Raw genomic sequence first — 25,144 nt, forward strand, 5'->3', positions numbered from 1 at the left:
GTTCCATACGGATACAAGGCTGCAGTCTCTTTTTGCTTTTCAGCTTTCTTTCTATATTGCCGCAGCACATTGTCTTCTGACTTCTTAGAATACAACCGCTCCTATAAGAAGTGCGACTACTACTGATACGACCGTACATACAAGCCCCGGTATCATATAGCTGTGGTTCAATACAAATTTACCGATCTTCGTTGTTCCCGCCGAGTCGAATGCAAGAGCTGCAACACACTGTCCCGAAGCCGGAATAAAATAGTTAGATGAACATGCGATCCAACCTGCCACGATTACGTTTGCCGGAAGTCCTAAAGCGATTCCGATCGGAATCATGATCATTGTTGTCGAAGACTGACTCGTTGTGATCGCACCTACGATAAATACCGCTACAATGAAAATCCACGGATACTTATTTGTCAGCGCCGACATATTGTCTGTAATAAATGACGACTGATCTCCGATAAATGTATTTACAAGCCAGCACAGACCAAACGCCAGAACAACCGCAAACATACCTGTTCTAAATACCGGCTGATCAAGAACTTTGTTGCTGTCCAGTTTTGTAAGAAGGATCATAGCCGCCGCAGCTACGAGCATAAAGATTTCGATTACTGTCGTAAGCGGAAGTTTGCTTCCGTCTGCCAGCGTCGGAACTAAACCGCTGACTGCGCCGAGAAGAACGATTCCCACCATGGCAATGAGGAAGATCGTAACGGAAATTTTTGCTTCTTTGCTGACTTTTTTCTCTTCTTTTACTTTCTTGGAGAAATCCTCGATCAATCCTGCCTCAACACGAGCCTGAAATTCAGGATCATCTGCAAGCTCTTTGCCTTTCTTAATTACTGCGATTGCCGCAATGACTGTTCCGATCAATGTAGCCGGAACACAAACAATAAGTAATGTGAAGATATTTACTTTCGTATAATTTGTTGCCTCTGCCATGAAAGCGAGGATTCCGACTGTTGCCGCTGAAATCGGACACGCTGTGATCGCCTGCTGTGAAGAAACGATCGATGCGGAAATCGGTCTTTCCGGACGAACGCCTGTCTCAATGGCAATTTCGTTGATAACCGGAAGAAGACTGTAAACGATATGACCTGTACCACACATAAATGTAAAGATATATGCTACAACCGGAGCCAGTACCGTAATCATTTTCGGGTTCTTTCTCAGGATTTTCTCCGCTATGCGGACGAGGTAATCCAAACCTCCGCAAGCCTGCATTGTTGCCGCCGCACAAATAACTGCTATCATGATCAAAATTACTGTGATCGGCGGATCAGAAGGAGTAACATGGAGAATAAATGTCATAATAAACATTCCGATTCCTCCTGCCATCGCAAGGAACGTACCTCCCACACGAACTCCGATAAAAATGATCGCCAAAACGATAATCAATTCTATCCAAAACATAAGCTAACCTCCTAAATCACTCTTTAGTTTACCCTCATTTTGAGTTTTCCTTTTAAAGAACTATGCGCATATTCTTTAACTCTACAAACCAATCCAGTGCATTGTATTCTTTTGTATCGTTCTGTATTGTTTTGTATCTGATACAATAGTATATTTGTTTTGTTGTTTTGTCAATTTATTTTTGCAACTTTGTGTATTTTATATGAATATTAATTACATTTTTGTGCATGATGCTGTATTTCTATTATTTTGTATTATTTATATGTATTACCTATATTTTCCAATTTTTTTCATACCATAAGCATTACTATTCGCCCAATTTAAAAGAAGCCCGCACACTGTGCAGACTCCTTTTATAAAATAAGTTATATCGCTTAATTGGTCATAAATAATTTGTTTTTATATCCGTTTTTAATACTCTACTTTCCACATATAGCGGCGTGTTGCAAGCGGGTGCTCACGTTTTGTCGCAAGAGCATGGTTGTAGATCGGGTATACATTGTTAAACAAAGCATGATTAAAGTAATCGACAACAGATGCGTCGATTGTTGACAGTCCCAGTTCTTTTGCGTCGAGAACTTCAATACGTTTTGCGTATTTCTTAAGGAATGTAAGAGCTCTTTCATCTAATTCTCTCGTTGTTCCTTCTGAAATCTGGATCATAAACGGGCGGTTTGCATCTGTGATCTCAAATGGACCGTGGAAATACTCTCCTGTATGAATGCTGCTTGAATCAAGCCACTGCATTTCCATAAAAATACAGATACTTTCCATATAAGCAGCTCCGTAAGAAGCGCCGCTTCCCATTGTGTAGATTACCGAATCATTCTTATATTCTTCTGCAAAAGCTTCCGCTCTTTCTGCTACATGTTTGCGGGCATTTTTAATAATGTTGCTGATCATGCCAAGTCCTTCATAAAACTTTTCATAGTTCTCATAGCCTTCTGTCTGCGCTAACAGTTCAACAGCTACGAGCAGCGCGCACTGTGTTTTTTCTCCTGCATAATCGATGTCTCCCGCAAGGTGATCCAAACTTGCATCAAATGTATAACGAATAATGTAATCTCCGAACTCAATGATCTCAGATTCTTCAAGCCATGTAAGGATAATAACTGCGGCGCCTTTTTCTTTTCCGAGTTTTGCCGCCTGAATCGTCTCAGGTGTATTTCCTTTATGACATGCCAGACATATGATTGAGTTTTCTCCGAAATCCTTCGGTGTACTATGAACAAACTCGTTACTGTTGATCCATGCTGAACGAAGTACCTGCGCCTCTCTTTCCATAAATGTCTTTGCCGGATAAAGCGCTCCCAGAGAACCTCCGCATCCTACGAAATAAATATTTTTTACTCCGCCTTTTTCTTTTTTGTTTTCGATAATTTCCGCAATGATTTTCTTAATATCTGTACTTACATATGACATTGTATTACATCTCCTTCTTGTTGTGTATTTCTTTGTTTCTAACCAGAGTGTAATACAATATAATACTTATTGTCAATATATAATTTATTTTCTATTTATTATATACATTTTTATGCAAATGTATTATAATGTGAACAGTAATACTTTATACGGGAGGTTGTTTATGGAATTAAATAATACGATTGCAACGCCACTATACAAACAATTAGAAGAAAAGCTTCAGCATGAGATCGAGACAGGCGAACGCCCTGCCGGAAGCCGCCTCCCCACAGAAAACGAACTAAGCGAAACTTACCATGTAAGCAGAGTTACTGTTCGGAAAGCGCTTGCCGGATTATCCGAATTAGGATATCTCGACCGCAAATCAGGAAAAGGAACTTTTGTCGCAGAAAAGAAGCTCCACCGCAGTATAACGGAAGTCATCAGCTTTACTGATATGTGCCGTATGATGAACGCCACTGCCGGAGCAAAAACGATCAAAATCGCATTAGAAGAGCCTTCCGAACGTGAAATAAAAGAAATGTCTTTAAAACCCGGAGAGAAAATACTTGTATTGGAAAGAATCAGATATATGGATGATGAGCCGGTAATTATCGAACTCAACAAATTTCCCGAATCATTTTCCTTCCTGTTCGGCGAAGACTTAAACGATACTTCTTTGTTTGAAGTTCTGAAAAAACATAATATTATTTTAGATCACTCACGAAAAACTTTAGATATCATCTTCGCTTCTCCTCAGGAAGCAAAGGCGCTTAATATTAATAAAGGTTATCCGCTTCTTCGGATCAAAAGCACGATCCACGATGTTGAGAACACGATTACAAACTTATGTCAGCAGTTATGTATCGGTGATAAATTTACTTTTATTGTCTGACTTTACATTTGGACATTTAATTATGCTCCCCATTAAACAGTTCTTATCATAAAAATCTGTTTGATGAGGAGCATTTTTTAACTTATGTCTGATTTCTATTTACACTTTACACTTGGACTTCCGCATTTGTACACTATGCTTACACTCTATGACTGTACTTACGTTCTGTCCCAACATTTCTTTTTATCTTCTTCCGTAATCGGACGGATCACCTTACATGGATTTCCTACAGCCACGCTGTCCGAAGGAATATCTTTCACGACTACGCTTCCTGCGCCGATCACTACGTTGCTTCCTATCGTTACTCCGGGCATCACCTGTACACCTGCGCCAAACCATACGTTATTTCCTACTTTAATTGGATATGCATATTCCAGACCCCGATTCCTCCTCTCGAAATCAATCGGATGTCCCGATGTATGGAATCCGCAATTCGGAGCAACGAACACATTATCCCCGAAAGAAACTCCGCCTGCATCAAGCACAACCAATCCGTGATTTGCATAAAAGTTTTCACCTGCCGATATACAATATCCGTAATCGCACCAAAAGTCAGGTTCAATGTGAATTTTTTCTCCCGTTTTTCCCAGGATCTTTTTTATTAACCGACTTCTTTTTTCCGTCTCTTTTATCGGCAGATGATTATATTCCTGACATAACGCCTTACACTCTATTCTTTCCCTTTCCAATTCAGAGTCATAATTTGCATCATATAGTTTTTGAGACTGCATTTTTTCTTTTTCCGTCATTACCTTCTTCTCCTTCCCATCGCTGTAAAAATTATAGCTGTTTTTATATTCGATGTCTATCGCCCCTGTGAAAAATAGGGTGAATATTTTTCTCTATATCTCCTCTATGTAAATATTGATCGCAAGATGTATAAACGTATGATATTCCCGCAGATCGACGCCGGTAATCTCTTCAATTTTATTGATTCGATATAAAAACGAATTACGATGGATATGCAGTTATTTAATGGCCTTTCATTTTCACAATGTAATCACTTTAGCATCAATCTCCTTTTGAAAAGTAACATCATGCTCCACGAGAAGCATTGCAGGAGAAAACTGCCTGATCAGCTGCTCGATCTGGATTCTTGAATACACATCGATATAGTTTAACGGTTCATCCCATACATATAAATGCGCCGGTTCACAAAGACTTTTGGCAATCAATACTTTCTTCTTCTGCCCTGCCGAAAAATCTTTCATATCCTTTTCAAACTGCACACGTTCAAAATCCATTTTCCTCAATATCGCTTTAAACAGACTTTCATCTATTTTATGAACCTTAGCAAACTCGGTCAATGTTCCTTTTAAATGTGACGTATCCTGCGGAACATAAGAAATGACAAGTCCTGATCCACTCGTAACAGTTCCGGTATGTTCGATCGGATATTTTAAAAGCAATTTCAATAAACTGCTTTTTCCGCTTCCGTTTTTTCCTTGAATAAGAATACGCTCACCCCGGCATATCTGAAATGTAACCGCATCACACACTTGATTTCCTTCATAAATAACCGCTACATCAGAAAAAGATACCAGTTTTTCACTATGATACATAAGCGGAGTTATTTTCAACATTTCTGCATATTCTGCATTATTAAGCAGTTTTGATTTTTCTTCGGCTGCTCTTTCTTTTCTTGCCTCGGCATTTTTAGATCTTTTCATCATCTTTGCCGCTTTATGCCCTACATACCCTTTATCCGCCGCGCCTCTCTTTGACGACTCCACCTTATCAGACCATACTTTTGCCTGCCTTGCAGATTCTTTCATCCGACGAATATCTTTCTTCAAACTTTCATTTCTGTTTATCTCAAAATTCTGCCTCTTCTTAAAGTTCTCCATCCAAGAAGAAAAATTTCCGCTTTGTATTTCTATATTTGATCTGTTTAATGACAAAATGTGATCCACACACTCGTCCAGAAGATAACGGTCATGTGAAACAAGGATAAATCCCCTTTTCCTTTTCAGATAATCTGCCATCTGTCTGCGCCCTTCCACATCTAAATGATTTGTAGGTTCATCGATCAACAGAAAATGCTCTTCTTTTAAAAAGAGCGCCGCAAGAAGCGCCTTCGTCTGCTCCCCGTTTGACATTGTTTCAAACGGCCTCCATAACACTTCAGACTCTATTCCAAGGTAGGACAGTTCTCTTATTAATTCCCATTGCCGGGCATTCGGACATACTTGACGCAAAATATCTTCTGTCATCTGCGTTTTATCCGAAACAGGAAATGGAAAATAATCAAACGTAACAGCGCCTGTTATTTTTCCTCTATACTCATACTCTCCAAGAAGAAGTTTCAGCAAAGTTGTTTTTCCTCTTCCGTTTCTTCCTACAAGTCCGAGTTTCCATTCTGTATCAATCTGAAAACTCACATTTTCAAAAACAGGATCAAAACTTGAAGGATATGAAAACGTAATATTTTCAACACGGATCATCGACATAATAAATTCCTCCTCCGTTTTACAATCTATCTGCCGCACAGAATCACCGGAAGCGGCCGGCAAGATCCCGGACAGGTCCGGACTTTGTCTTGTCGACATCAAAAAGGCTTTTTTGCATACGCAAAAAAGCCTCTCATCACCATGTTCAGATACATTGACGCAAAATATCCGTCAATTCATATAACAAATACGGTGGAAGATAATCTAATTTAAGCGTACACAAAAGGAGCTGACTCTTGCAGCAACCAATCACAATTTTGCGTTTTACTTAAAATAAATTATCTGTTAATCATTTTCCCACCTTACGCAATAGCGCCCTCTCTGTTTATTAACTAGAGTTTAAACACAATCATTTACTTTGTCAAGTCACAGATCACTCAAAGCGCAGACCACTGCCGAATAAAAATACTTGTCGGGCCATCCGCACCGCCGATAATCGATACTGCCTGTTCTGTACAGTATTTCGACTAAAACTCCAAACTATCTGCGTTCAAAAGGAAATACTTCATTCCCATAATGACAAACCCTTCATCATTTCGCCAAGGCTTCTTGCTGCCATTTACAATGACAATTTTCTTGAAAGGGTCTGGAATATTACGCAGAGAATTGAACTCTTGCATTTGCTTTTCTTCGGAAGTCATGTCGTATGCAACTTGGATGTAATATCTCTGGTTTCCCTGATTTACCACAAAATTAACCTCCAACTGCTTACGGACACGCCTACCCGATTTATCCTTATCGAATACCTCCACGACACCCACATCAACATTGTAACCACGGATCAACAGCTCGTTATAAACAATGTTTTCCATAATATGAGTAGACTCCTGCTGTCTGAAATTCAAACGAGCATTTCTCAGCCCCAGATCAGCAAAGTAGTATTTCAGATTTGCACCGATATACTTTCTACCCTTAATATCGTATCGACTTGCCTTGGAAATCAAAAAGGCATCTGCTAAATAGTCGATATGATTAGAGATTGTTTTATTGGAATAAATCATCTGGCGCTCACCGGCAAAGGTATTAGCAATCTTTGAGGGATTCATCGGTGCTCCGATTGCAGATGCAAGCACAATGTGCATTCACACATTTTTATGTAATGCAATTAAATAATCTCACAAACTCCAGCCAGTACAGGTCTGACAATCAATGGATCGCAAGCCCTGCCTGTGTATAATGACATTTCTCGCGAAGCGCCTTAATCACTGCTCCTGTAACATGTTGACTCATCTATTCGTACCTCCTATAGTCACATCATACGCCACAGGAAAATTTTTTCTACTTACGAAAAGTAGAATAATTTTTACGGTTACTAATGTGTAAATCATCCCCGGTACAGACTAAATCTTATACTCCCGGTAATGTTCCCATTGCCAAATCTGCATCTTTATTTTCCGATCTTAAATACTTAAGTCTTCTCCGTTTGATTCGATTACTTTTTTGTACCAATAGAAAGATTTTTTTCTATATCGTTTCAGAGTTCCTTCTCCGGCATCGTTTCTATCTACATAGATAAATCCATAGCGTTTAGACATCTGACCTGAACCGTTTGATACAAGATCTATCGGTCCCCACCACGCATATCCGAATAAATCCACTCCGTTTCTAATCGCCTTTTTCATAGAAATAATATGATCTCTTAAAAATTCCATTCGGTATGTATCATCAACTGTCCCGTCAACTAATTCTTCTTTTACGCCAAGACCATTCTCAGCAATGAAAATCGGAACCTGATATCTGCTATAAAGATCTTCTAATGCCAGGAACAGTCCATCCGGATCTATCGACCAGCCGGATGGCGTTATTTTCAGGTATGGGTTCGTTTTTCCTGTATTGACGATATTATCATCTCCTCTATATGATGTATCGCCTTCTACTTCCTTATCCGATTTATTTGTCTCTTTTTGGACGGATTCCACATAATCCTTCGATGCAATTCGTGAACGATAATAAGTAAAGCTCAAGAAATCCACAGGATATTTTGCAATGAGTTCCATATCCTCATCCGTATATTCAATGTTAATATCATTATCTTTAAAATACTCCCATGCATATCCCGGATACTTTCCACGCACCTGGACATCCGAGAAAAAGTAACCTCTTTGCTTTTCTCTGCATACTACCAGAGAATCCTTTGGATCACAACTCATCGGATATATTGTCTTATATTCAATCACAGATCCCACTTTTGCCTGTGGATCGATTTCATGAATTGCTTTGACAGCCAGAGCACTTGCTACGAATTGATAATGTGACGCCTGATAAACATCCTGAAGTGTATCGTTCAATGGGTCGATTCCTGCAGTCATCCACTCCATTTTATGTATATTGTTTCCGATTTCATTAAATGTTAGCCAATACTTAACTACACCTTTCCACCGCTTTACCATAGCTTTAACAAAACGTACATAAAAATCAATCATCCGGCGATCCTTCCATCCGCCATATTTGTCAGCCAGATTCAGCGGCATTTCGTAATGAGAAATCGTAATCATAATTTCCATTCCGTTTTTCTTCAATTCATAGAACATCTTGTCATAAAATTCCATTCCTTTTTCATTTGGCTGGTCTTCCTCCCCTGTAGGAAACAGCCTCGTCCACGCTATACTTGTACGATATACTTTGAATCCCATTTCCCCAAACTCGGCAATATCTTCTTTATAATGATGATAAAAATCAATACCTTCATGAGTCGGATAAAATTTAGCATTGCGATCCGGATATCCAAATACACCATGTGGCTGAACATCCGCAACCGATGGCAATTTTCCATTTTCAAGATATGCTCCCTCATACTGATTTGCCGCAGTAGCCCCTCCCCATAAAAAATCTTCCGGAAAACTATCCATAACTTTTCTGTCTTTACTGAATTTCTGCATAATCTAAATCTCCTTTTCTTCTTGTTTTATTTTTATTTCCTATACAGAATAGGATGCAACTATTGTTTTCCCCTGATCTGCATAGCCTTCTTTTTTTACAGCTATCTTTTTATCGGCTGAAGGGAACAGTATCATAGTTGTCAGATCTATCCCCTTATTCTTCATGTCATAAGAATCCACTCTTATGATCCGCTCTCCGACATGAACTTTCTGCCCTTGCTTTACAAAACTCCGAAATCCTTTTCCTTTTAATTTCACAGTATCAATTCCTATATGAATTAAAATGTCCATTCCGTCTTCACTTGTAACGGCAAAAGCATGAAGCGTCGGATACAACATAGACACTGTTCCATCACAGGGAGATACGATATAATCATCTGACGGAACAATCGCTACACCGTCTCCCATCATTTTTTTCGCAAACGCTTCGTCTTTTACTTTTTCAATGGGGATAATCTGTCCACTGACAACGGCTGCAATATTTCCTGGTGAAACAGATTTTCTTTTTCCAAATCCTAACATATCACTTTGTTTCCTTTCCGTTAAATAAAACAAATGTAACAATAAATGATACAAGAAACGAAACGATTACACCTGCTATAATTGCAGCAATCGTTTTTTCAAAAATGACAACGCCCAATATACTTGAATATCCCATGCTAAACGCTTTTGCACCCATAAACCCTGCAACTGATCCACCGATAAAACCACCAAGTACAAGTCCGATCATGGGCTTACGAAGTCTCAAATTCACACCATATAAAGCAGGCTCTGAAACTCCTGATACAATCGCACCTATCCCTGCGGACAATGCTGCCATACGCATATCTTTATCTTTTGTTCTGGCAGCTACTGCAAAACATGCGCCGCCTTCTGAAATATTATGCAAAATCCATCCCGGGCGGAATACATTATCACTTCCTACCCTCGTCAGAAGTTCTGTCATCGGTGCAACCATCAACATATTAACTCCCATCATTACCAAAAACGGATGCGTTGCCGCAATAATTCCAGGCGCAAATCCTCCCACATGAGCCTGTATAAATACGATTGCTTTTACAATCCATGATCCAACAACAGCGCCTGCAGGACCAAGTACGAGAACTGTCAACGGATATCCGATCAGGAAAACACATAAAGGTGCAAATACAGACCGCAACATTCCCGGTATGATTTTATAAAATAATTTTTCAAGATAGGCTACCAGTATTGCCGAGAAAATTCCCGGAAGCAACGTACTTCCGTATGTCGTTAAATAAACCGGAAGTTTCATCATTGTCACTGCTTCTCCGGCTTCCATCATAGCGATAAAATTCGGGTATAAAAGCGCCGCTGCCATAGCGATTGAAAAAGCGGGGTTTGCTTTCAATACTTTTGATGTTCCATAAGCTACCAGAATCGGCATAAAATAAAACGGAGCCTGCGACATAAAATCAAACAACTGATATGTAGAACTCTCCGCAGCAGCCGGCGCAAAGTAGCTGACCAGAGAAAGCACAACTCTTAACATTCCGGCTCCGTAAACAACAGTAATAAACGGAGTCATTGCCTGTCCCATAAACAAGATCACTTTGCTGAAATAATATTTAAAGTTCTTCTTTTCACTGCTTTGCACTAAATCTTCATCGAGATTTTCATCAATAGCATCCTCTGTTTCTACAGAATAATTTTTTACGATATTATCGTAAACATTAAATAAATGCTCTCCCAATATAATCTGATATTGTCCATTCCCATATACTACTCCAAGGACTCCCGGCAGTTTTTTTATTTCACTATCTTCCGCTATATTTCTATCATGCAAATAAAACCTCAATCGCGTCACACAATGCGTAACTGTTTTTACATTTTTTACTCCGCCGATATTGTCCATAATTTTTGCAGATAAATCCTGATAATCAATTTTTGACATAGCACATCCTCCATTCAATTCAATGTAGTTTCATATAATCGTACAACATGTAACATAAGATAAATGCAGTCCCCGTCTGTACATCGGTAATTAAATTTTTCCATAATATAATCTGCGATTTTCTTCACACACTCTATAACATTTTTATATTCTGATTTAATCTGAGTAAAAATGAAATCCATCCCTGCAACTTCCGGTACATTCTGCTTTGACAAAACAGTTTTAAACAAAAATTTTAGATGAATAACAAATCTCGAATAAGCAATGGTATCTTCATGTAAAGAGACATTCAGATAGTCTTCTACAATTTTTACAATATCCGAAACAGCCTTCATGATAATCATCATCTGATGATTCGACTTGTTCTCTGTTGCCGTAATCAAATGAAACGCTATAGCCGTTGCTTCGTCTTTTGGAAAAAGAATCTGAAATCTTTCATTAATCATTTGGACGGCAATTTCACCAATATGATATTCTTCTTTATAAAAACGCTTTACTTCCTCATTCACCAGTTTGGGTACGTGATTTCCCTGCCGGTATTGGATTAATGCAAAGTTAATATGATCCGACAGACTCATTAACAAATTTACATTAAATTTAACGTTCAACTTTTCCTGAGCATAATCAATAATTTTTTGCGAAGTTTCAATAACTTCAAATTGTATTTCCTCAAACAACGTAAGCACACCGCTGTCAACTTTGTCCAACAGCACATATGTCTTCATGATCTCAGATCTGTGAACCGCTTCATTCTTACGTTTACGAAACCCGACTCCTTTCCCTATGGCAACTACTTCCCGACCACGAAAATCTTTCGCTATCACAATATTATTATTAACAATCTTATCCACAATCAAAATTTGCCCTGTATCTTCTTTCACTATCACACCTCCTCCCTAAAACAACAAAAAAGACAAACTTTATAAATGACTGCTCACTCTTACAGTCATATTATAGAATTTGCCTTAATAACCAAGATTAAGTAACAAGCCTATGATTCCCTGTTTCGTATTTATTTTACAAAAAGAATACTACAAATCAATCTTTTCGTCAACACTTTTTTGTATTTTGAGCATTTTTTATATATTTTTTTCAACTTCTTTGTGCAAATCTACTATTCCGAAGGAAACGCCGTTTCCGGTGTTCCTCTTTCTTATTTTACTTTGACTACTTCTCGGACATGTTGCCATAACCTCCAAACCAGTTAAGTCACCTATTTTTTCAGTTACATAGGTTTTAACAACATCATACACCACCCCTCATTAGGTTCATCATCCAACAGATTATTTGCTGCCTGGGGATTTTGCAAAGTTTCTGCTATATATACTATTTTTTCCTCCAAATCCCGGTAAAATAGTAGCAAAATATCTTAACTCATAATTTGTATTAGCCATTTATTTTTCTCCGAAGATTTGCAAACACTTCTTCGTGTGTATATCTTTTGTCATTCTCTGCAGAAAACCTGTCTTCTGATAATTCAAACCATAGAATTGGCTTGTCCCTCTGGTATCAGAAGTATTATAAAAATCAATCGTCTCTTTTCCCAAAAGTGTGAATGCACTTTTCCTTTATTTTGTTATCTCGATTTTATTTCATTTTGTTTTCGTAATCTTGAAGTTCATGAAATATGTCATCTATGAACACCGTATTTTCTTCGATTCTATAGAGCATAAAATATCGATGTCTTAAAAAATTAATTCTATGATAACCTAACGCTCTAAGTCTTTGGTTCTCACATAAAGACAAACTTCCTGCAACATTTTTCAAACAATTTAATGTATCTCCAAAATCGTCAAGAATATTTCCGGCTGCTGGTTCATTTTTCTTTTCAAAGAGAAGATATTGAAGAAATCTATCCAAATCTTCTTCTGCATCTGATGTAACCACAACCTTATAATCCATATTTTCCTCTCAGTTCTGAAACAACCACTTCCGCTGATTTGTGATTTCCCTTTGCTGCTGACTCTCTGGATTTCTCCAGTTTTTCTAAAATCTCCTCTTCCGTCATAGGACTATATGGACTTCGTACGATTCTTTTAATTTCAAATGGAAAACCATTATTTGCTACAGCTTGCGTTAAAAACATCCGAATTGCTGTAGTTGTATCTGTCCCAAGATCTTTAAAAAGCTGATCGGATTTCATTTTTAACTCATCATCGACTCGAATTTGTATTGTACTTGACATATTTCACACCTCCGTTTTTGTTTATTATAATGCCTAATCATTTCTAATTCAATACATTTGTAATGATATGACATTTATATTGGTTTTTATATCATATTTTAGGGGGTAAATAGTAACCCGAGAATCCCACTTTGTAAATGAACGTCCTGTTTTGATTAGATAATTTTGAAAGTCAGCGTAGCTTCGTCTAATACGACATCCCCGGTCAACTTTGCCTTACGATACCTATACGATTGAGGAATTGCGCTGCGATTCCAATAAGGGAATGACGCTGATTCCTGCTTTTGATGTGGTAGTTTCAAGAAATAAGACCGTGATTGACTTAGGTACGCTGACAGATGAATACGAACCAGAAATCACTATCCATACGACTGCTGCCGATAAAGCAACAGGTGAAAAATCAATCGTCGCTGGTAAAAGTGTGACTATTGTTGATACTGTTACTTTAGACGGTCTGAAAAAAGGTACAAATGACTGCCTATCGTGATTTTGGACGGAAGCAAAAACGAGAAGTATCGCTTGAATACTTAATATCCGAAACACCGCTTGAACCGTTCACAACGGATACCTATTTTGAGCAGTACGACCAACCGACCGTCTTTGCTGTAAAAGGGCAAGAGATTGTTGTCGCAAGTAAGCGGTTAGCCGACGCACTATTGAAATTGACCGAACAAAGACGCAATGTTTTGTTCCTGTACTTTTTCTTCGGTTATACCGACGCTCAAATCGGAAAAGAGTATGGGCGAAACAGAAGTACAGCAAATTACTGGAAATTAGCGGCACTAAAACAGCTGCGAAAAGAAATGGAGAGATTAGAACATGAGGAACAAGAAGCTGATACCCTTTGAAGTCATTGAAAAGGCAGTCGCCGGAGAACCGGAAGCGATTGAACTTGTTTTACAACATTACAGTCCACGCATTAAATATCTGTCCAAATATCGAGGATATATTAACGACGATATTCAAGACCGTTTGAAAACACAGCTTATCAAAGCTATTCTGCAATTCCGTTTTGACAGGTAGTGAGTAGCAAAGTCAGAGAAAGAATTAAGAGGGACGGAAAGGAATGGAATGGGTAATTGATTAAATCTGTAATTATTTTATCTTTACTTTATATATCTTTATTTAAATGCCATTAGCATCAATGTCTTTACAGAACCTGATAGTTCTTTCGCAGAAATTGTTCCCAATACCGGACTCTGTATCAGACTTGAATTTATCACATCTGATTTATCAACTTCTTTAATCATCCTGATTGATAATTCTTTTGTAATCCATTCATCCTCATATTGATTATCAAAATAAGTCGGAGGATGATAAATCGCTTTCTCCATATTTCCTAAATATATTTTTAACATAACGACCTCTTATTTAATCTTTGTAAGTCTCCAAATTACATATGCGCCTTTATAAACAAGCAAAACTAATATTCCAAACTATTTGCATTCAAAAGAAAATATTTCATTCCCATAATGACAAATCCCTCATCATTTCTCCAAGGTTTCTTACTTCCATTTACAATGACAACCTTCTTAAAAGAATCCGGGATATTACGCAAAGAATTGAACTCCTGAGTCTGCTTTTCTTCCGAGGTCATGTCGTATGCAACCTGAATATAATATCTTTGACTGCTTTGATTTACTACAAAATCAACCTCCAACTGCTTGCGAACACGCTTACCTTCTTTATTCCTGTCAAATACTTCCACAACACCCACATCAACATTATAGCCACGGATCAACAACTCATTATAAACAATATTCTCCATGATGTGAGTAGGCTCCTGCTGTCTGAAATTCAGTCGGGCATTTCTCAATCCCAGATCAGTAAAGTAATATTTCAAATTAGCGCCAATATGCTTTCTGCCTTTAATATCATAACGGCTAGCCTTAGAAATCAAAAAGGCTTCTGCCAGATAATCTATGTGGTTGGAGATTGTTTTGTTGGTATAGCTCATCTGACGTTCACTGGAAAATGTGTTGGCAATTTTCGTTGGATTAGTAGGTGCGCCAATTGCGGAAGCAAGCACATCAACCAAAATACCGATCTCGTCCACATTCTGAATCTTGTTTCGCTCTATAACGTCCTTCAGATATACATTAGCAAAGATGTTCTTTAGATAGTCTGCTTTCTGTCGTTCGCTCTGAAGACCTACGACCTGCGGCAGTCCACCATAAGTCATGTAATCGTCCCATGCATCGTCATAGTCTCCATTATAAACAGAATAAAACTCTGCAAAAGAGAGGGGATAGATTCTGATTTCATCACCTCTACCACGAAACTCAGTCACAATATCGCTGGAAAGGAACTTTGAGTTACTTCCAGTAACATACACATCTATATTGCTCATACGTAGCAGACTATTCAACACTTCCTCAAATCGTGGCATAAACTGTACTTCATCCAGAAGAAGATAATACTTCTTACTATCCTTCATAGCATCTTTAATGAACTTATAGCACACCTTGGGATCTCTCAATTCTTCATTTTCGATACCGTCCAATGCAATTTCAATAATGTGATCTGTATCAACACCATTTTCCAGTAAATATCTCTTAAATATGGTAAACAATAAAAATGATTTTCCGCATCTACGAATCCCAGTAATTACCTTTATCATTCCGTTATCTTTTCGCTCTATCAACTGTTGTAAGTAAGCATCTCTTTTAATTTCCATTATCTAATTCCTCATTTTTATGTATTTGCACAATTTTTAGTAATGAAATTCTACCACAGAAAAAACAGATTTTCAATATCTACTCCTATTTTATGTTCATCGACACGCTTTTATGTAATTCTATTGAATAATTTCCTGCAGAATTTTTCCACTAAAATTTCACTATTTTTTCACTATTTTTCATTACTTCATTGCCTTCGCCAGTGATGCCAGCAATGCTTTCATTTCCGGATTTGCCAATACTTTTGCAAGCAGCTCTGCATCTACATCATCCAGCACATCTACTGTCTGAGTTGCTGTTTCATCGTGCATCTTTGGATCCAGATTTTTCTTCCCATAGAATGCTTCCTCGAATAATTCTGCGTTTCGTCTTCGATCCTCATCAATAATATGGGAATATACATCTGTTACCATATCAACCCGTGAATGGCCGGAATCCCCTTGAACCGCTTTGATGTCTCCTCCATTCAGTTTTAATTTATAGGTTACACTGCTATGTCTTAAACTGTGGAAGACAACCGGAGGAAGATTATGCTCTTCGATCAGTTTTTTCAATTGTCCCCGGATTGCCCCTGTACCAATTGGATTTCCAAATGTCGTTGCCATCACCAGATTATAATCTATATATTCCTCTTATTATATGAATTGTAAAACATTAATTCTCCATACTTCTTACCATCATTTTTTTCTGCAATTACTTGTGGAACCAATTTCCCATTTTCTCCGTTTTTGATATAAACAGCTATAATATAAGAACTTCTATCATATGTATAATTTTCTTTATCCTTACTTGTTTGAACCAAATGATAACGGTATACTCCGCCATGCTGGAACTGCAATGAAATCATCTTTTCCGCATTATTACCATCCAGTACAAAAACATGTCTGTCGTTATCAGAATCTCCCGGCATAGGAATGCCTATGTCTAATGCACGAAATTCATAAGTTCCAGTAAGATCAATTCCTTTTTCATTGCTATTTTCTTCAAAATTTTGCTTAACTGTTAACGGAACCTCTACTACATTTGATGCAGCTAAAACTTTATCAGCAGGAAAACACAAGAAGCTAAACAATAGAGCTGCTAACACAAGTATCTGTCTATTTTTCTTCATATTGCGGTTCTCCTTTTTCATCAGCATTATTTTCTAAAATTCTTCCAATTAGAAGATGTCTGCCGTTTGTACTCTCTGAAGTACAAGTAGATAGCGTTACATATCTTTCATTATCATCAAAAGATGTTTTCTTCAAACAAAACAGAAATGGGAAACCTGGCATACCCATAAAGAAGCGCTGAAACGGAAAGCGGAGGTTGAAAACCAACAGAACAATGGTACATTCCTTCCTCCGAATAATCAGAAAGTTTCAGATTTTCTGTATGATTTTGTTTCCACGTATGGGGAGAAAAAATGGGGCGTGTCTATGTATGACAGTCAAACAGCCCTGATTGCCAACTATATCAATCCGATTATCGGAGATATGGAAGTGCAAGACATTACTACCCGCGTGGTGGATAAGTATATTCAAACACTTCAAAAGACGCCTTCTGTTTCTCGGAAGAATAGGAAAGCACGGACAGAATTTGTCACGAACTCAACGATTGAGAAAATCATCAAACTTCTACGGTGTGCTTTTAAGCAAGCTGTTCGTTGGGAATTGATTGAAAAAAATCCTTTTGACAATGTAGTCCTTCCCAAGACTGAATATAAAAAGCGCGATATTTGGGATGCTGAAACGATTCGTCTTGCTTTGGATCAGTGTACCGACAGTAAACTGTATATTGCCATGAACCTTGCTTTTGCGTGTTCTTTGCGTATGGGGGAGATTCTTGGACTAACCTGGAAAAATGTTCATATTGAGGATGAAAACATAGCAACTGATAATGCTTATATCTACATAGAAGCAGAACTGGCACGAGCGTCCAAACAGGCGATTGAGACGTTAGGAGAAAAAGACATTTACCATATCTTTACTCCGTTAATGCCGAATACCAGCACCCGGATAATCCTGAAAAAACCAAAGACAGATTCCAGCATCCGTAAGGTCTGGCTGCCTAAGACAGTTGCCTATTAGCAAGGAAGCTATTTTTATTAGCAAGGACATCGTTTCTGTTCGTTTCCAATTAGCAAAATATAAGTTCCAACTCATAAACATACATTAACCTCCAATAAAAGAAAAATGGTTTTGTCTAAAGAGTACAGCTAAACAAAAAAAGCTGTAAACCCTTGAAAACAAAGGCTTACAGCGTTGTTTCCAGCGTCCCAGAGAGGATTTGAACCTCCGACCCCACGCTTAGGAGGCGTGTGCTCTATCCAACTGAGCTACTGAGACATCTATCAAAAATATTAAGTTGTATGCAAAATTTAGACTCGAATCATCTACCGCTTAGGAGGACCCTGTTATATCCATTTAACTAACGAGACAAATGCCGCTTTTCCTTGAAAACATTCTGTTTTCAGGATTTTTGTTATGGCAACCTTTATTTTAATTATCAGCTCTTTTGAAGCTGTTAATTACAATTATTTTACTTTTTTAATATTTGTAAATACCTCATCTATTATAACAGTTTCATCTGTCTGCTACAACCGTTTTTCGTATTTTTCTGAAATCATTTTGCTTCCACTATTTTTTCCATGATTTTTATTTTTGTTAGTTTTACGTTAAATTCTGGTTTTTATTTTTGTTAAGTTTTTCTCTCTATTTTAAATCTTTGTCATTTATTTTAAATGACTGTAAGGTCTATTGTATGTGTTTTTTTCAAATGCTACGATAACTATCGGCATGTGACCGTCTTTTACTGTCACGGCATCATACGAATAAAACAGGAACTTTTACAGGAGGTTATTATGAAAAAACGAATCGTTCAATTACAGATCGGCGCTGCGGCGATTGCAGCAATTCTCGGAACGGGAAGCGTTATAAATGCATTTCCGTGTTCCGCCGCTTTGGTCACTGCTTACGCAAAAGAGCAGAATACCGAGGAAAATGTAACCGTAGTCAATGAAAAGACAACATGGAAATATCTTGACAACAACACAGATCCGGCATCCGGGCTGTCCTCGCTCACTGCTTGGACTACTCCTGATTTTAATGACTCTGCATGGAAGTCTGCCGCCGGAAAATTCGGTGCGAAAAGGGGCGCTCTTACATCTTTTAACGGATTTACTCCGACAGTTCTTTTACAGCAATATCAAGATCAAGAAAACAGCAAATGTACTCCGACATTTTTCTTCCGTACAACTTTTAATGCACAAAATATTGATCAGATCACTTCTGTCACAGGAACTCTTTTCCATGACGACGCTGTTGCCGTTTACTTAAACGGACAGTTGATCACTTCAGCCGACATGCCGGATGAAAAGCATGAAAATAATCTTTATTATGCAGGAGTAAGCGCAGGAGCTCCTAAAGAAGCTTCAGTTGTTCTTACAAAAGATCAACTGAAAAGCATCTTAAAAGAGGGATCAAACGTTCTTTCTGTAGAACTTCATCAAGACCGTGAATCCAGTTCTGATATTTACTTTGAATTTCAGAATTTGTCTTTAAACTATAATGAAAATAATACAGACGGCGATAACAGCGGAAGCAATGATGAAAAAGTAACGCAGAAATCTATTTTTCTAACTGTAGGAAACGATACGTCAAGTCAGGGAATTACGTGGTACGCCGACACAGAAACGGCAGGAGAAGTTCAGTATGCGGTAAAAACAGGCGATACATTCCCTGAAAATTACTTAACTGTACCCGCTTCTTCAACAGCTGCAAACGAAAAAGGATTCTATTCTAATCAAGCGGTTCTTACAGGACTTCTTCCTGATAAAGAATATGTGTATCGTGTAAAAAATGGCGATACAATCAGTGATATTTATAGTTTTACTTCCGGAAACAACGACGGTTCTTATGAATTTGCCTTCGTAGGAGATCCTCAGATCGGCGCCGGCAGCACAGACAGCGATATTGAAGGATGGAATGAAACTTTGAAAACTATTTCTTCAAAATTTAACGCCGACTTTCTTCTTTCAGGCGGAGATCAGGTAAACACGGCCTCAAATGAAACACAGTATACAGGATACATAAATGAGTTGTTTACTTCCCTTCCGAGCGCTACGACAATCGGAAACCACGACTCAGGTTCTGCCGCATATAATCAGCATTTTAACCTGCCAAACGAAAGCGCTGACAAAGGACAGACAACTGCCGGAAGCGACTACTGGTTTGTTTACGAAAATACACTTTTCATTAATTTAAACTCCAATGACAGATCCACCGCAGAACATAAAGCATTTATCGAAGAAGCAATCGCTGCAAATCCGAATGTAAAATGGAAAACAGTTGTTTTTCACCATTCTATTTTCTCAACTGCAAGTCATGTTGACGACGGCGATATCATTACAAGACGTAATGAACTTCCTCAAGTTTTCAAAGATCTTGATATTGATGTTGTATTAATGGGACATGATCATGTTTACACAAGAACTTATATGATGGACGGAACAACTCCTGACACAAGTAAAGGAGTTCAGAGCAGCGTTACAAATCCGACAGGAATTCTTTATCTTACCGCAAACTCTGCTTCCGGTAGTAAATACTATGATATCAAAGCTCCGAATGCCGAATATTCCGCTAAGATGGATCAATCTTACAGAAGAACGGTAACAGATATTAAAGTGACAGATACTTCTTACACAATGAAAACTTATTACGCCGATGATCTATCTTTATTAGATGAATTTACAATCTACAAAGCGGATAATACAGCTCTTCTCAATAAGATAAATGAACTTAAAAATATGAATTTATCGGAGTCTGATTATACAAAAGACAGTTGGAAGTCCTTTTCCGATGCTCTTACATCAGCAGAAGAACTGTTAAAAAATTCTGATGCCACACAAGATATGCTGGATGCATCGCTTTTAGATCTTCAGACAGCTTACGAGCATCTTGTCAAAACCGATGATCAAAACGGTAATGATAACAATGGTAATAACAATAACGGCGATAACAATAACGGCAATAACAATAACGGCAATAACAACAACGGCAATAACAACAATGGCAATAACAACAATGGCAATAACAGCGGCAATAATAATGCCAACAACAATAACAACAGCAGTAATAAAGCAAATACTTCTGCTCCGTCCGCAAAAACCGGCGATATCACCACTTTTGCTCCGATAGCTTTGCTGCTTGCCGCATCACTTTCCGTTATTGCATTTATTACAAAAAGAAGGAGATCTGCTTAAGATCAGATAGGATAAAATGATGTTGAGAAAAATAAAGCAAAACTATATTGTACTGATACTTATTTTCCTCAGTGTCCTCACTATACTTATTCTTCAGAATTTCGGGTTTAAAAGCTATTCTCGATACAGCACAGATACACTCCACTACGACAAAGGTGTCGTAGTGGAGATTTCTAATGAGGACATTGAATATGATAAAGAACTTAAAATTTACCTCGGCAGTCAGGATTTAAAAATAAAAATGTCCGAAGGAATTCAAAAAGGTAAAATTATAGAAGTAACAAATTATCTAACGAAAACACATAATGTTCATGCGAAAATCCATATGCCTCTTATTATCAATATCGATCAGCCTGATAATATTGAGCCATATTATACTGTATACAATTATGACCGCACATTTTCTCTTTTTGCATGTGCCGCCGTTCTTGCAGCCGCGATCTTTTGTATCGGCGGAGGAAAGGGATTAAAATCAATCGCAGGGCTTCTTTATTCTATGCTTCTTATCATTGAATTTCTCCTGCCTGCCGTATTCTCAGGATGGCCGCCGATCGCATCCAGTATCATATGTGCCATACTCTCCACGGCAGTTACTCTTCTTCTGTTAAACGGACAAAGCGGGAAAACATTTTCCGCGATTTTATCTACAATGATTGGAATGTTTTTTGCGCTTATTCTTTTCCTTATCACATCTGCCATGATCCATGTGGACGGATTCAGTTCGGCAGATGCCGAAGGTTTGATTTTAATACATGAAGAAACCGGTCTACAGATTAAAGACGTTCTTTTTGCGGGAGTTGTAATTTCTTCTCTCGGTGCGATCATGGATGTCGGAATGTCTGTCGTTTCATCACTTTACGAAATTTATCACCATAATCCGACTCTTACTGCAAAAGATATTTTCAGATCCGGTATAGAAATAGGAAAAGATATGATCGGAACAATGACGAATACACTGATCCTTGCATTTACAGGCAGTGCATTCATCACATTACTTGTGTTCCTCTCATATCAAGTACAATTTAACCAACTTATCAATTCTAATTATCTCAGCATCGAAATTGCTCAGGGACTATGCGGAACATTCGGAATTGTTCTGACAATTCCAGCCGCTTCTGCAATCTCCGCATTTATGCTGACTCGAAAACAAAAGATGATCCCGTAGTGTGCCTTTCGGCTCTTCCGGCGATTATTCATATTAAAAATTAATATATCCCTGCAGCCAGATTGTTCCTTTGAACCGTCTCCCGATCTCAGGTTCTCCCATCGTCTCGGATACGGGAACACATATATCAAATTGAAGCTCGTTTACATTAAGCTTCATCTGATATACTTCCCTGTCCGTGACGATGTTTTTTCGTCTGCGGACTGCCAGTATCTCTCCCATGATAGAATAAAGATCGCACTCTATTCCATACGGCATAAAATACGTATCCACTATAGAAAATATATCCTCATTTGCAAGTCTTTTTGAAACTTGAGAATACATATCTATATCGTCTAATGTCAGTGTTTCTATCGCGCTCTGATCTCCGTTTCTTGCTGCATTAATGAGCATCTTCCGGTTATCCGAAGCTTCTTTTTCCGACCTTACGCTTTTCTCGTCTTTGCTTACCGGAAGCAATATCATTCCTGATAAAGCAAGCCCGGATAAAGTAACTGACGTCGTCGGATCTGCCGGGAATCCGGCCTGACGCTCTCTCATATATTCGATTCCGTTCTGCACCGTAAATATCAGACTTATTCCGATCTTAGAATCTTCACACATTCCGAGATATTGTTCTTTTTCAATTTTTCTCTCTACGGCAATTTCTGCATATGTGCTTATACCGCTTCCTTCAAAATACGGAAAATAATAATAAGGATCAAAATATTCTCTTTCATCTAATCCGCCGCACAGTGCAATTCCCATACTTTGTCCGTATTCTTTTTTCAGCTCACAGAAATCTTCTCCCGGCTTATAAGAAACTATTGTCTGATGAGTACACTGCTCTTCAACTTCTTCCAACAGCTTTTTTAAGTCTGATCTTGTTTGAATATTATCAAATCCTAACGCTTTTAAATACTTATGCATCTATTTTTCATCTTTCTGTCTTGATTGTTTTCAGATCTTTTTACTCTTATTTTTTCTTGACTTCTATTTTCTCATTTCCGCCCATATACGGTCTGAGAACTTCAGGAATTTTTACCGATCCGTCAGCCTGAAGATTATTTTCCAAAAATGCAATCAGCATTCTCGGCGGAGCGACAACTGTATTATTCAGTGTATGTGCAAAATAGCTTCCGTCTTTACCTTTCACGCGAATACCGAGACGTCTCGCCTGTGCATCTCCGAGATTTGAACAACTTCCTACCTCAAAATATTTTTTCTGACGCGGAGACCACGCTTCTACATCTACAGACTTCACTTTCAAATCTGCAAGATCTCCCGAACAACACTCAAGTGTTCTTACCGGAATATCCATAGAACGGAACAGATCAACTGTATTTTTCCACAATTTTTCATACCACTCCATACTTTCTTCCGGTTTGCAGACAACGATCATTTCCTGTTTTTCAAACTGATGAATACGGTATACTCCTCTTTCTTCGATTCCGTGAGCTCCTTTTTCTTTTCTGAAACAAGGTGAATAACTTGTCAGTGTCTGTGGAAGTTCCTCTTCCGTAAGCTGTGTATTAATAAACTTTCCGATCATAGAATGCTCGCTTGTTCCGATAAGATAAAGATCTTCTCCTTCAATCTTATACATCATCGCATCCATTTCCGCAAAACTCATTACGCCTGTAACAACATTACTTCTGATCATAAACGGAGGTATACAATATGTAAAACCTCTGTTGATCATAAAATCGCGGGCATAAGATATCACTGCCGAATGCAGTCTTGCTATATCTCCCATAAGATAATAAAAACCGTTTCCTGCAACTTTTCTCGCACTGTCAAGATCAATGCCGTTAAACGCTTCCATAATCTCTGTGTGATACGGAATTTCAAAATCAGGAACTACCGGCTCTCCAAAACGCTCGAGTTCTACATTCTCACTGTCATCTTTTCCAATCGGAACAGACGGATCGATAATATTCGGAATGGTCATCATGATTTTCTTGATTTTTTCTTCAACTTCTTTTTCTTCTACAGACAACTCCTCGATTCTTCCTGCGCTTTCACTTACTTTTTTCTTAAGAACTTCTGCTTCTTCAAATTTTTTCTGAGCCATCATTGCTCCGATTTCTTTTGAAGATTTATTCTTTTCTGCACGAAGAGCTTCTACTTCCTGCTTTATCTCTCTGTTTCTTAAGTCTAATTCAATTACTTCATCAACAAGAGGAAGTTTTTCATCCTGAAATTTATTTTTAATATTTTGTTTTACGATTTCCGGGTTACTTCTTAAAAATTTAATATCTAACATAACATATACTCCTTTTTCTTCTTTACTCTTTTCCTAATTAAAATTCACATTTTATTATTGCTAAAACTTATATCTTTTCTTTATGATCACACTTTTCTATACGGTTATTCTTCCATATCTCTCAAATCATATTTTTCTTGATACACCGCTTTTTCCAGACATTCTTTTTCTTCGGATGATAACTCAATATAGCTTTCACCGTTTACAACTTCTTTTATATAAGTGTAACAGCCTTCTCTGCTGTGCATTGCATTGAAGATCCATCCGTTATTGTTTTCATCCAGCATTGTAAGTGCAAAACTCAATTCTCCGCCCATTTCGTGAAAAGCATCGTATTTGACAATTCCGACCTTCTGATAATGTGTTTTCATTTTTTCCGAAATTTCTTTTACTTCTTTTTCATTTGCTCTCACAAGTTCTGCGATTTCATCCAGTTCATCAAATTTGCCGAAAATACTTTTTTCAAGATTTTTTCCGTTTTTTCCACGCATAAATGTTACATAACTTTTCTGTAAACGTCTATATTTTGTATTCAGCATCACATACAATACGATCATTACAATTTGTATGATAAACATAACGACAAACAGATAAAACGGATCTACTCCCCAACTATCCAATATACCTTTCATTTCTTTTCATCTCCCCATATTTTATGACTTTTGCTTCATCTTTTTTCTATACG

General features: G+C 37.9%; 25 protein-coding genes, 1 tRNA gene and 3 pseudogenes. 7 read left to right on the top strand and 22 right to left on the bottom strand.

Annotation, left to right across the window (positions count from 1 at the left end; all coding sequences use genetic code 11):
* Nucleotides 1-84 precede the first annotated feature (84 nt).
* Complete coding sequence (locus RUMTOR_RS10090; RefSeq protein WP_004847639.1) at nt 85-1,407, bottom strand: anaerobic C4-dicarboxylate transporter family protein; 1,323 nt, start codon at nt 1,405-1,407, stop codon at nt 85-87.
* Between the two features lie 411 nt (nt 1,408-1,818).
* Complete coding sequence (locus RUMTOR_RS10095; RefSeq protein WP_004847643.1) at nt 1,819-2,829, bottom strand: SIS domain-containing protein; 1,011 nt, start codon at nt 2,827-2,829, stop codon at nt 1,819-1,821.
* A gap of 163 nt (nt 2,830-2,992) precedes the next feature.
* Between RUMTOR_RS10095 and RUMTOR_RS10100 the strand changes: the two genes are divergently transcribed.
* Nucleotides 2,993-3,703 carry a GntR family transcriptional regulator gene (locus tag RUMTOR_RS10100; RefSeq protein ID WP_009242984.1) on the top strand — a complete coding sequence of 237 codons (711 nt, stop codon included), beginning with the start codon at nt 2,993-2,995 and terminating at the stop codon, nt 3,701-3,703.
* Nucleotides 3,704-3,861: 158 nt separating this feature from the next.
* On the opposite strand, the gene RUMTOR_RS10105 is transcribed toward RUMTOR_RS10100, so the two are convergent.
* From RUMTOR_RS10105 to RUMTOR_RS10145, 11 genes and pseudogenes are all read right to left on the bottom strand, one after another.
* Complete coding sequence (locus RUMTOR_RS10105) at nt 3,862-4,452, bottom strand: sugar O-acetyltransferase (RefSeq protein WP_004847645.1); 591 nt, start codon at nt 4,450-4,452, stop codon at nt 3,862-3,864.
* Nucleotides 4,453-4,545: 93 nt separating this feature from the next.
* Nucleotides 4,546-4,671, bottom strand: a complete 126-nt coding sequence (locus RUMTOR_RS14000; protein WP_081017363.1) for a helix-turn-helix domain-containing protein — start codon at nt 4,669-4,671, stop codon at nt 4,546-4,548.
* A 21-nt stretch (nt 4,672-4,692) separates the two neighbouring features.
* A complete protein-coding gene (abc-f, locus tag RUMTOR_RS10110) occupies nt 4,693-6,153 on the bottom strand; it encodes a ribosomal protection-like ABC-F family protein (RefSeq protein ID WP_044998230.1) in 1,461 nt (486 codons plus the stop codon).
* 467 nt (nt 6,154-6,620) lie between these two features.
* Nucleotides 6,621-7,226 (bottom strand): annotated as a pseudogene (locus RUMTOR_RS10115) (ATP-binding protein); the annotation flags it as partial.
* A 327-nt stretch (nt 7,227-7,553) separates the two neighbouring features.
* Nucleotides 7,554-9,032, bottom strand: a complete 1,479-nt coding sequence (locus RUMTOR_RS10120; RefSeq protein ID WP_004847650.1) for a glycoside hydrolase family 1 protein — start codon at nt 9,030-9,032, stop codon at nt 7,554-7,556.
* 39 nt (nt 9,033-9,071) lie between these two features.
* Entirely contained in the window at nt 9,072-9,554 is a 483-nt protein-coding gene (locus RUMTOR_RS10125; protein WP_004847651.1) for a PTS sugar transporter subunit IIA, read from the bottom strand.
* 1 nt (nt 9,555) lies between these two features.
* On the bottom strand, nt 9,556-10,944 hold the full coding sequence (locus tag RUMTOR_RS10130; RefSeq protein WP_004847652.1) for a PTS transporter subunit EIIC: 1,389 nt from the start codon (nt 10,942-10,944) through the stop codon (nt 9,556-9,558).
* A gap of 14 nt (nt 10,945-10,958) precedes the next feature.
* A complete protein-coding gene (locus RUMTOR_RS10135) occupies nt 10,959-11,825 on the bottom strand; it encodes a PRD domain-containing protein (RefSeq protein WP_022003029.1) in 867 nt (288 codons plus the stop codon).
* A 198-nt stretch (nt 11,826-12,023) separates the two neighbouring features.
* Entirely contained in the window at nt 12,024-12,197 is a 174-nt protein-coding gene (locus tag RUMTOR_RS13040) for a hypothetical protein (protein ID WP_155234463.1), read from the bottom strand.
* A 334-nt stretch (nt 12,198-12,531) separates the two neighbouring features.
* Nucleotides 12,532-12,846: a type II toxin-antitoxin system RelE/ParE family toxin gene (locus RUMTOR_RS10140; RefSeq protein WP_004847655.1), complete on the bottom strand. Its 315-nt coding sequence runs from the start codon at nt 12,844-12,846 to the stop codon at nt 12,532-12,534.
* Nucleotides 12,836-13,129, bottom strand: coding sequence for a type II toxin-antitoxin system RelB/DinJ family antitoxin (locus RUMTOR_RS10145; RefSeq protein ID WP_004847656.1), 294 nt, complete (start codon nt 13,127-13,129; stop codon nt 12,836-12,838). The genes RUMTOR_RS10140 and RUMTOR_RS10145 overlap by 11 nt, the downstream gene beginning before the upstream one ends.
* Nucleotides 13,130-13,331: 202 nt before the next feature.
* Between RUMTOR_RS10145 and RUMTOR_RS10150 the strand changes: the two are divergent.
* The 3 genes and pseudogenes from RUMTOR_RS10150 to RUMTOR_RS10160 form a co-directional block, all read left to right on the top strand.
* Nucleotides 13,332-13,598: pseudogene (locus tag RUMTOR_RS10150) on the top strand (VaFE repeat-containing surface-anchored protein); the annotation flags it as partial.
* A 1-nt stretch (nt 13,599) separates the two neighbouring features.
* Nucleotides 13,600-13,977, top strand: coding sequence for an RNA polymerase sigma factor (locus RUMTOR_RS10155; protein ID WP_004847658.1), 378 nt, complete (start codon nt 13,600-13,602; stop codon nt 13,975-13,977).
* The gene (locus RUMTOR_RS10160) at nt 13,949-14,152 is read left to right on the top strand and encodes a helix-turn-helix domain-containing protein (RefSeq protein ID WP_004847659.1); all 204 of its coding nucleotides are present in this window, start codon (nt 13,949-13,951) and stop codon (nt 14,150-14,152) included. Before RUMTOR_RS10155 ends, RUMTOR_RS10160 begins: the two co-directional genes overlap by 29 nt.
* 98 nt (nt 14,153-14,250) lie before the next feature.
* On the opposite strand, the gene RUMTOR_RS10165 is transcribed toward RUMTOR_RS10160, so the two are convergent.
* The 5 genes and pseudogenes from RUMTOR_RS10165 to RUMTOR_RS13325 all read right to left on the bottom strand — a co-directional run bounded on the left by RUMTOR_RS10165 (nt 14,251) and on the right by RUMTOR_RS13325 (nt 17,087).
* Nucleotides 14,251-14,487 carry a DUF4869 domain-containing protein gene (locus tag RUMTOR_RS10165; protein ID WP_004847660.1) on the bottom strand — a complete coding sequence of 79 codons (237 nt, stop codon included), beginning with the start codon at nt 14,485-14,487 and terminating at the stop codon, nt 14,251-14,253.
* A gap of 65 nt (nt 14,488-14,552) precedes the next feature.
* On the bottom strand, nt 14,553-15,806 hold the full coding sequence (locus tag RUMTOR_RS10170; protein ID WP_004847661.1) for an ATP-binding protein: 1,254 nt from the start codon (nt 15,804-15,806) through the stop codon (nt 14,553-14,555).
* 183 nt (nt 15,807-15,989) lie between these two features.
* A pseudogene (locus RUMTOR_RS10175) lies at nt 15,990-16,439 on the bottom strand (tyrosine-type recombinase/integrase); the annotation flags it as partial.
* Nucleotides 16,427-16,918, bottom strand: coding sequence for a Spy0128 family protein (locus tag RUMTOR_RS10180; RefSeq protein ID WP_009320430.1), 492 nt, complete (start codon nt 16,916-16,918; stop codon nt 16,427-16,429). The gene RUMTOR_RS10180 and the pseudogene RUMTOR_RS10175, both read right to left, overlap by 13 nt.
* A complete protein-coding gene (locus RUMTOR_RS13325) occupies nt 16,905-17,087 on the bottom strand; it encodes a hypothetical protein (protein ID WP_147607168.1) in 183 nt (60 codons plus the stop codon). Before RUMTOR_RS13325 ends, RUMTOR_RS10180 begins: the two co-directional genes overlap by 14 nt.
* A 90-nt stretch (nt 17,088-17,177) precedes the next feature.
* On the opposite strand from RUMTOR_RS13325, the gene RUMTOR_RS10190 reads away from it, so the two are divergent.
* Complete coding sequence (locus tag RUMTOR_RS10190; protein WP_155236780.1) at nt 17,178-17,876, top strand: phage integrase SAM-like domain-containing protein; 699 nt, start codon at nt 17,178-17,180, stop codon at nt 17,874-17,876.
* Nucleotides 17,877-18,060: 184 nt separating this feature from the next.
* On the opposite strand, the gene RUMTOR_RS10195 is transcribed toward RUMTOR_RS10190, so the two are convergent.
* Nucleotides 18,061-18,134 (bottom strand) — tRNA-Arg (locus RUMTOR_RS10195).
* A 515-nt stretch (nt 18,135-18,649) separates the two neighbouring features.
* Here RUMTOR_RS10195 and RUMTOR_RS10200 point away from each other — a divergent pair.
* Nucleotides 18,650-21,049, top strand: a complete 2,400-nt coding sequence (locus RUMTOR_RS10200) for a purple acid phosphatase family protein (RefSeq protein ID WP_044998228.1) — start codon at nt 18,650-18,652, stop codon at nt 21,047-21,049.
* A gap of 16 nt (nt 21,050-21,065) precedes the next feature.
* On the top strand, nt 21,066-22,214 hold the full coding sequence (locus RUMTOR_RS10205) for a YibE/F family protein (RefSeq protein WP_004847666.1): 1,149 nt from the start codon (nt 21,066-21,068) through the stop codon (nt 22,212-22,214).
* A gap of 33 nt (nt 22,215-22,247) precedes the next feature.
* On the opposite strand, the gene RUMTOR_RS10210 is transcribed toward RUMTOR_RS10205, so the two are convergent.
* The 3 genes from RUMTOR_RS10210 to RUMTOR_RS10220 form a co-directional block, all read right to left on the bottom strand.
* The gene (locus RUMTOR_RS10210) at nt 22,248-23,123 is read right to left on the bottom strand and encodes a DUF3881 family protein (RefSeq protein ID WP_004847667.1); all 876 of its coding nucleotides are present in this window, start codon (nt 23,121-23,123) and stop codon (nt 22,248-22,250) included.
* Between the two features lie 46 nt (nt 23,124-23,169).
* Nucleotides 23,170-24,459: a serine--tRNA ligase gene (gene serS / locus RUMTOR_RS10215; RefSeq protein WP_004847668.1), complete on the bottom strand. Its 1,290-nt coding sequence runs from the start codon at nt 24,457-24,459 to the stop codon at nt 23,170-23,172.
* 104 nt (nt 24,460-24,563) lie between these two features.
* Nucleotides 24,564-25,091, bottom strand: coding sequence for a DUF4446 family protein (locus RUMTOR_RS10220; protein ID WP_004847669.1), 528 nt, complete (start codon nt 25,089-25,091; stop codon nt 24,564-24,566).
* Nucleotides 25,092-25,144: the final 53 nt, after the last annotated feature.

It is taken from the genome of [Ruminococcus] torques ATCC 27756 (assembly GCF_000153925.1).
In the GTDB taxonomy this organism is placed as follows: Bacteria; Bacillota; Clostridia; order Lachnospirales; family Lachnospiraceae; genus Mediterraneibacter; species Mediterraneibacter torques.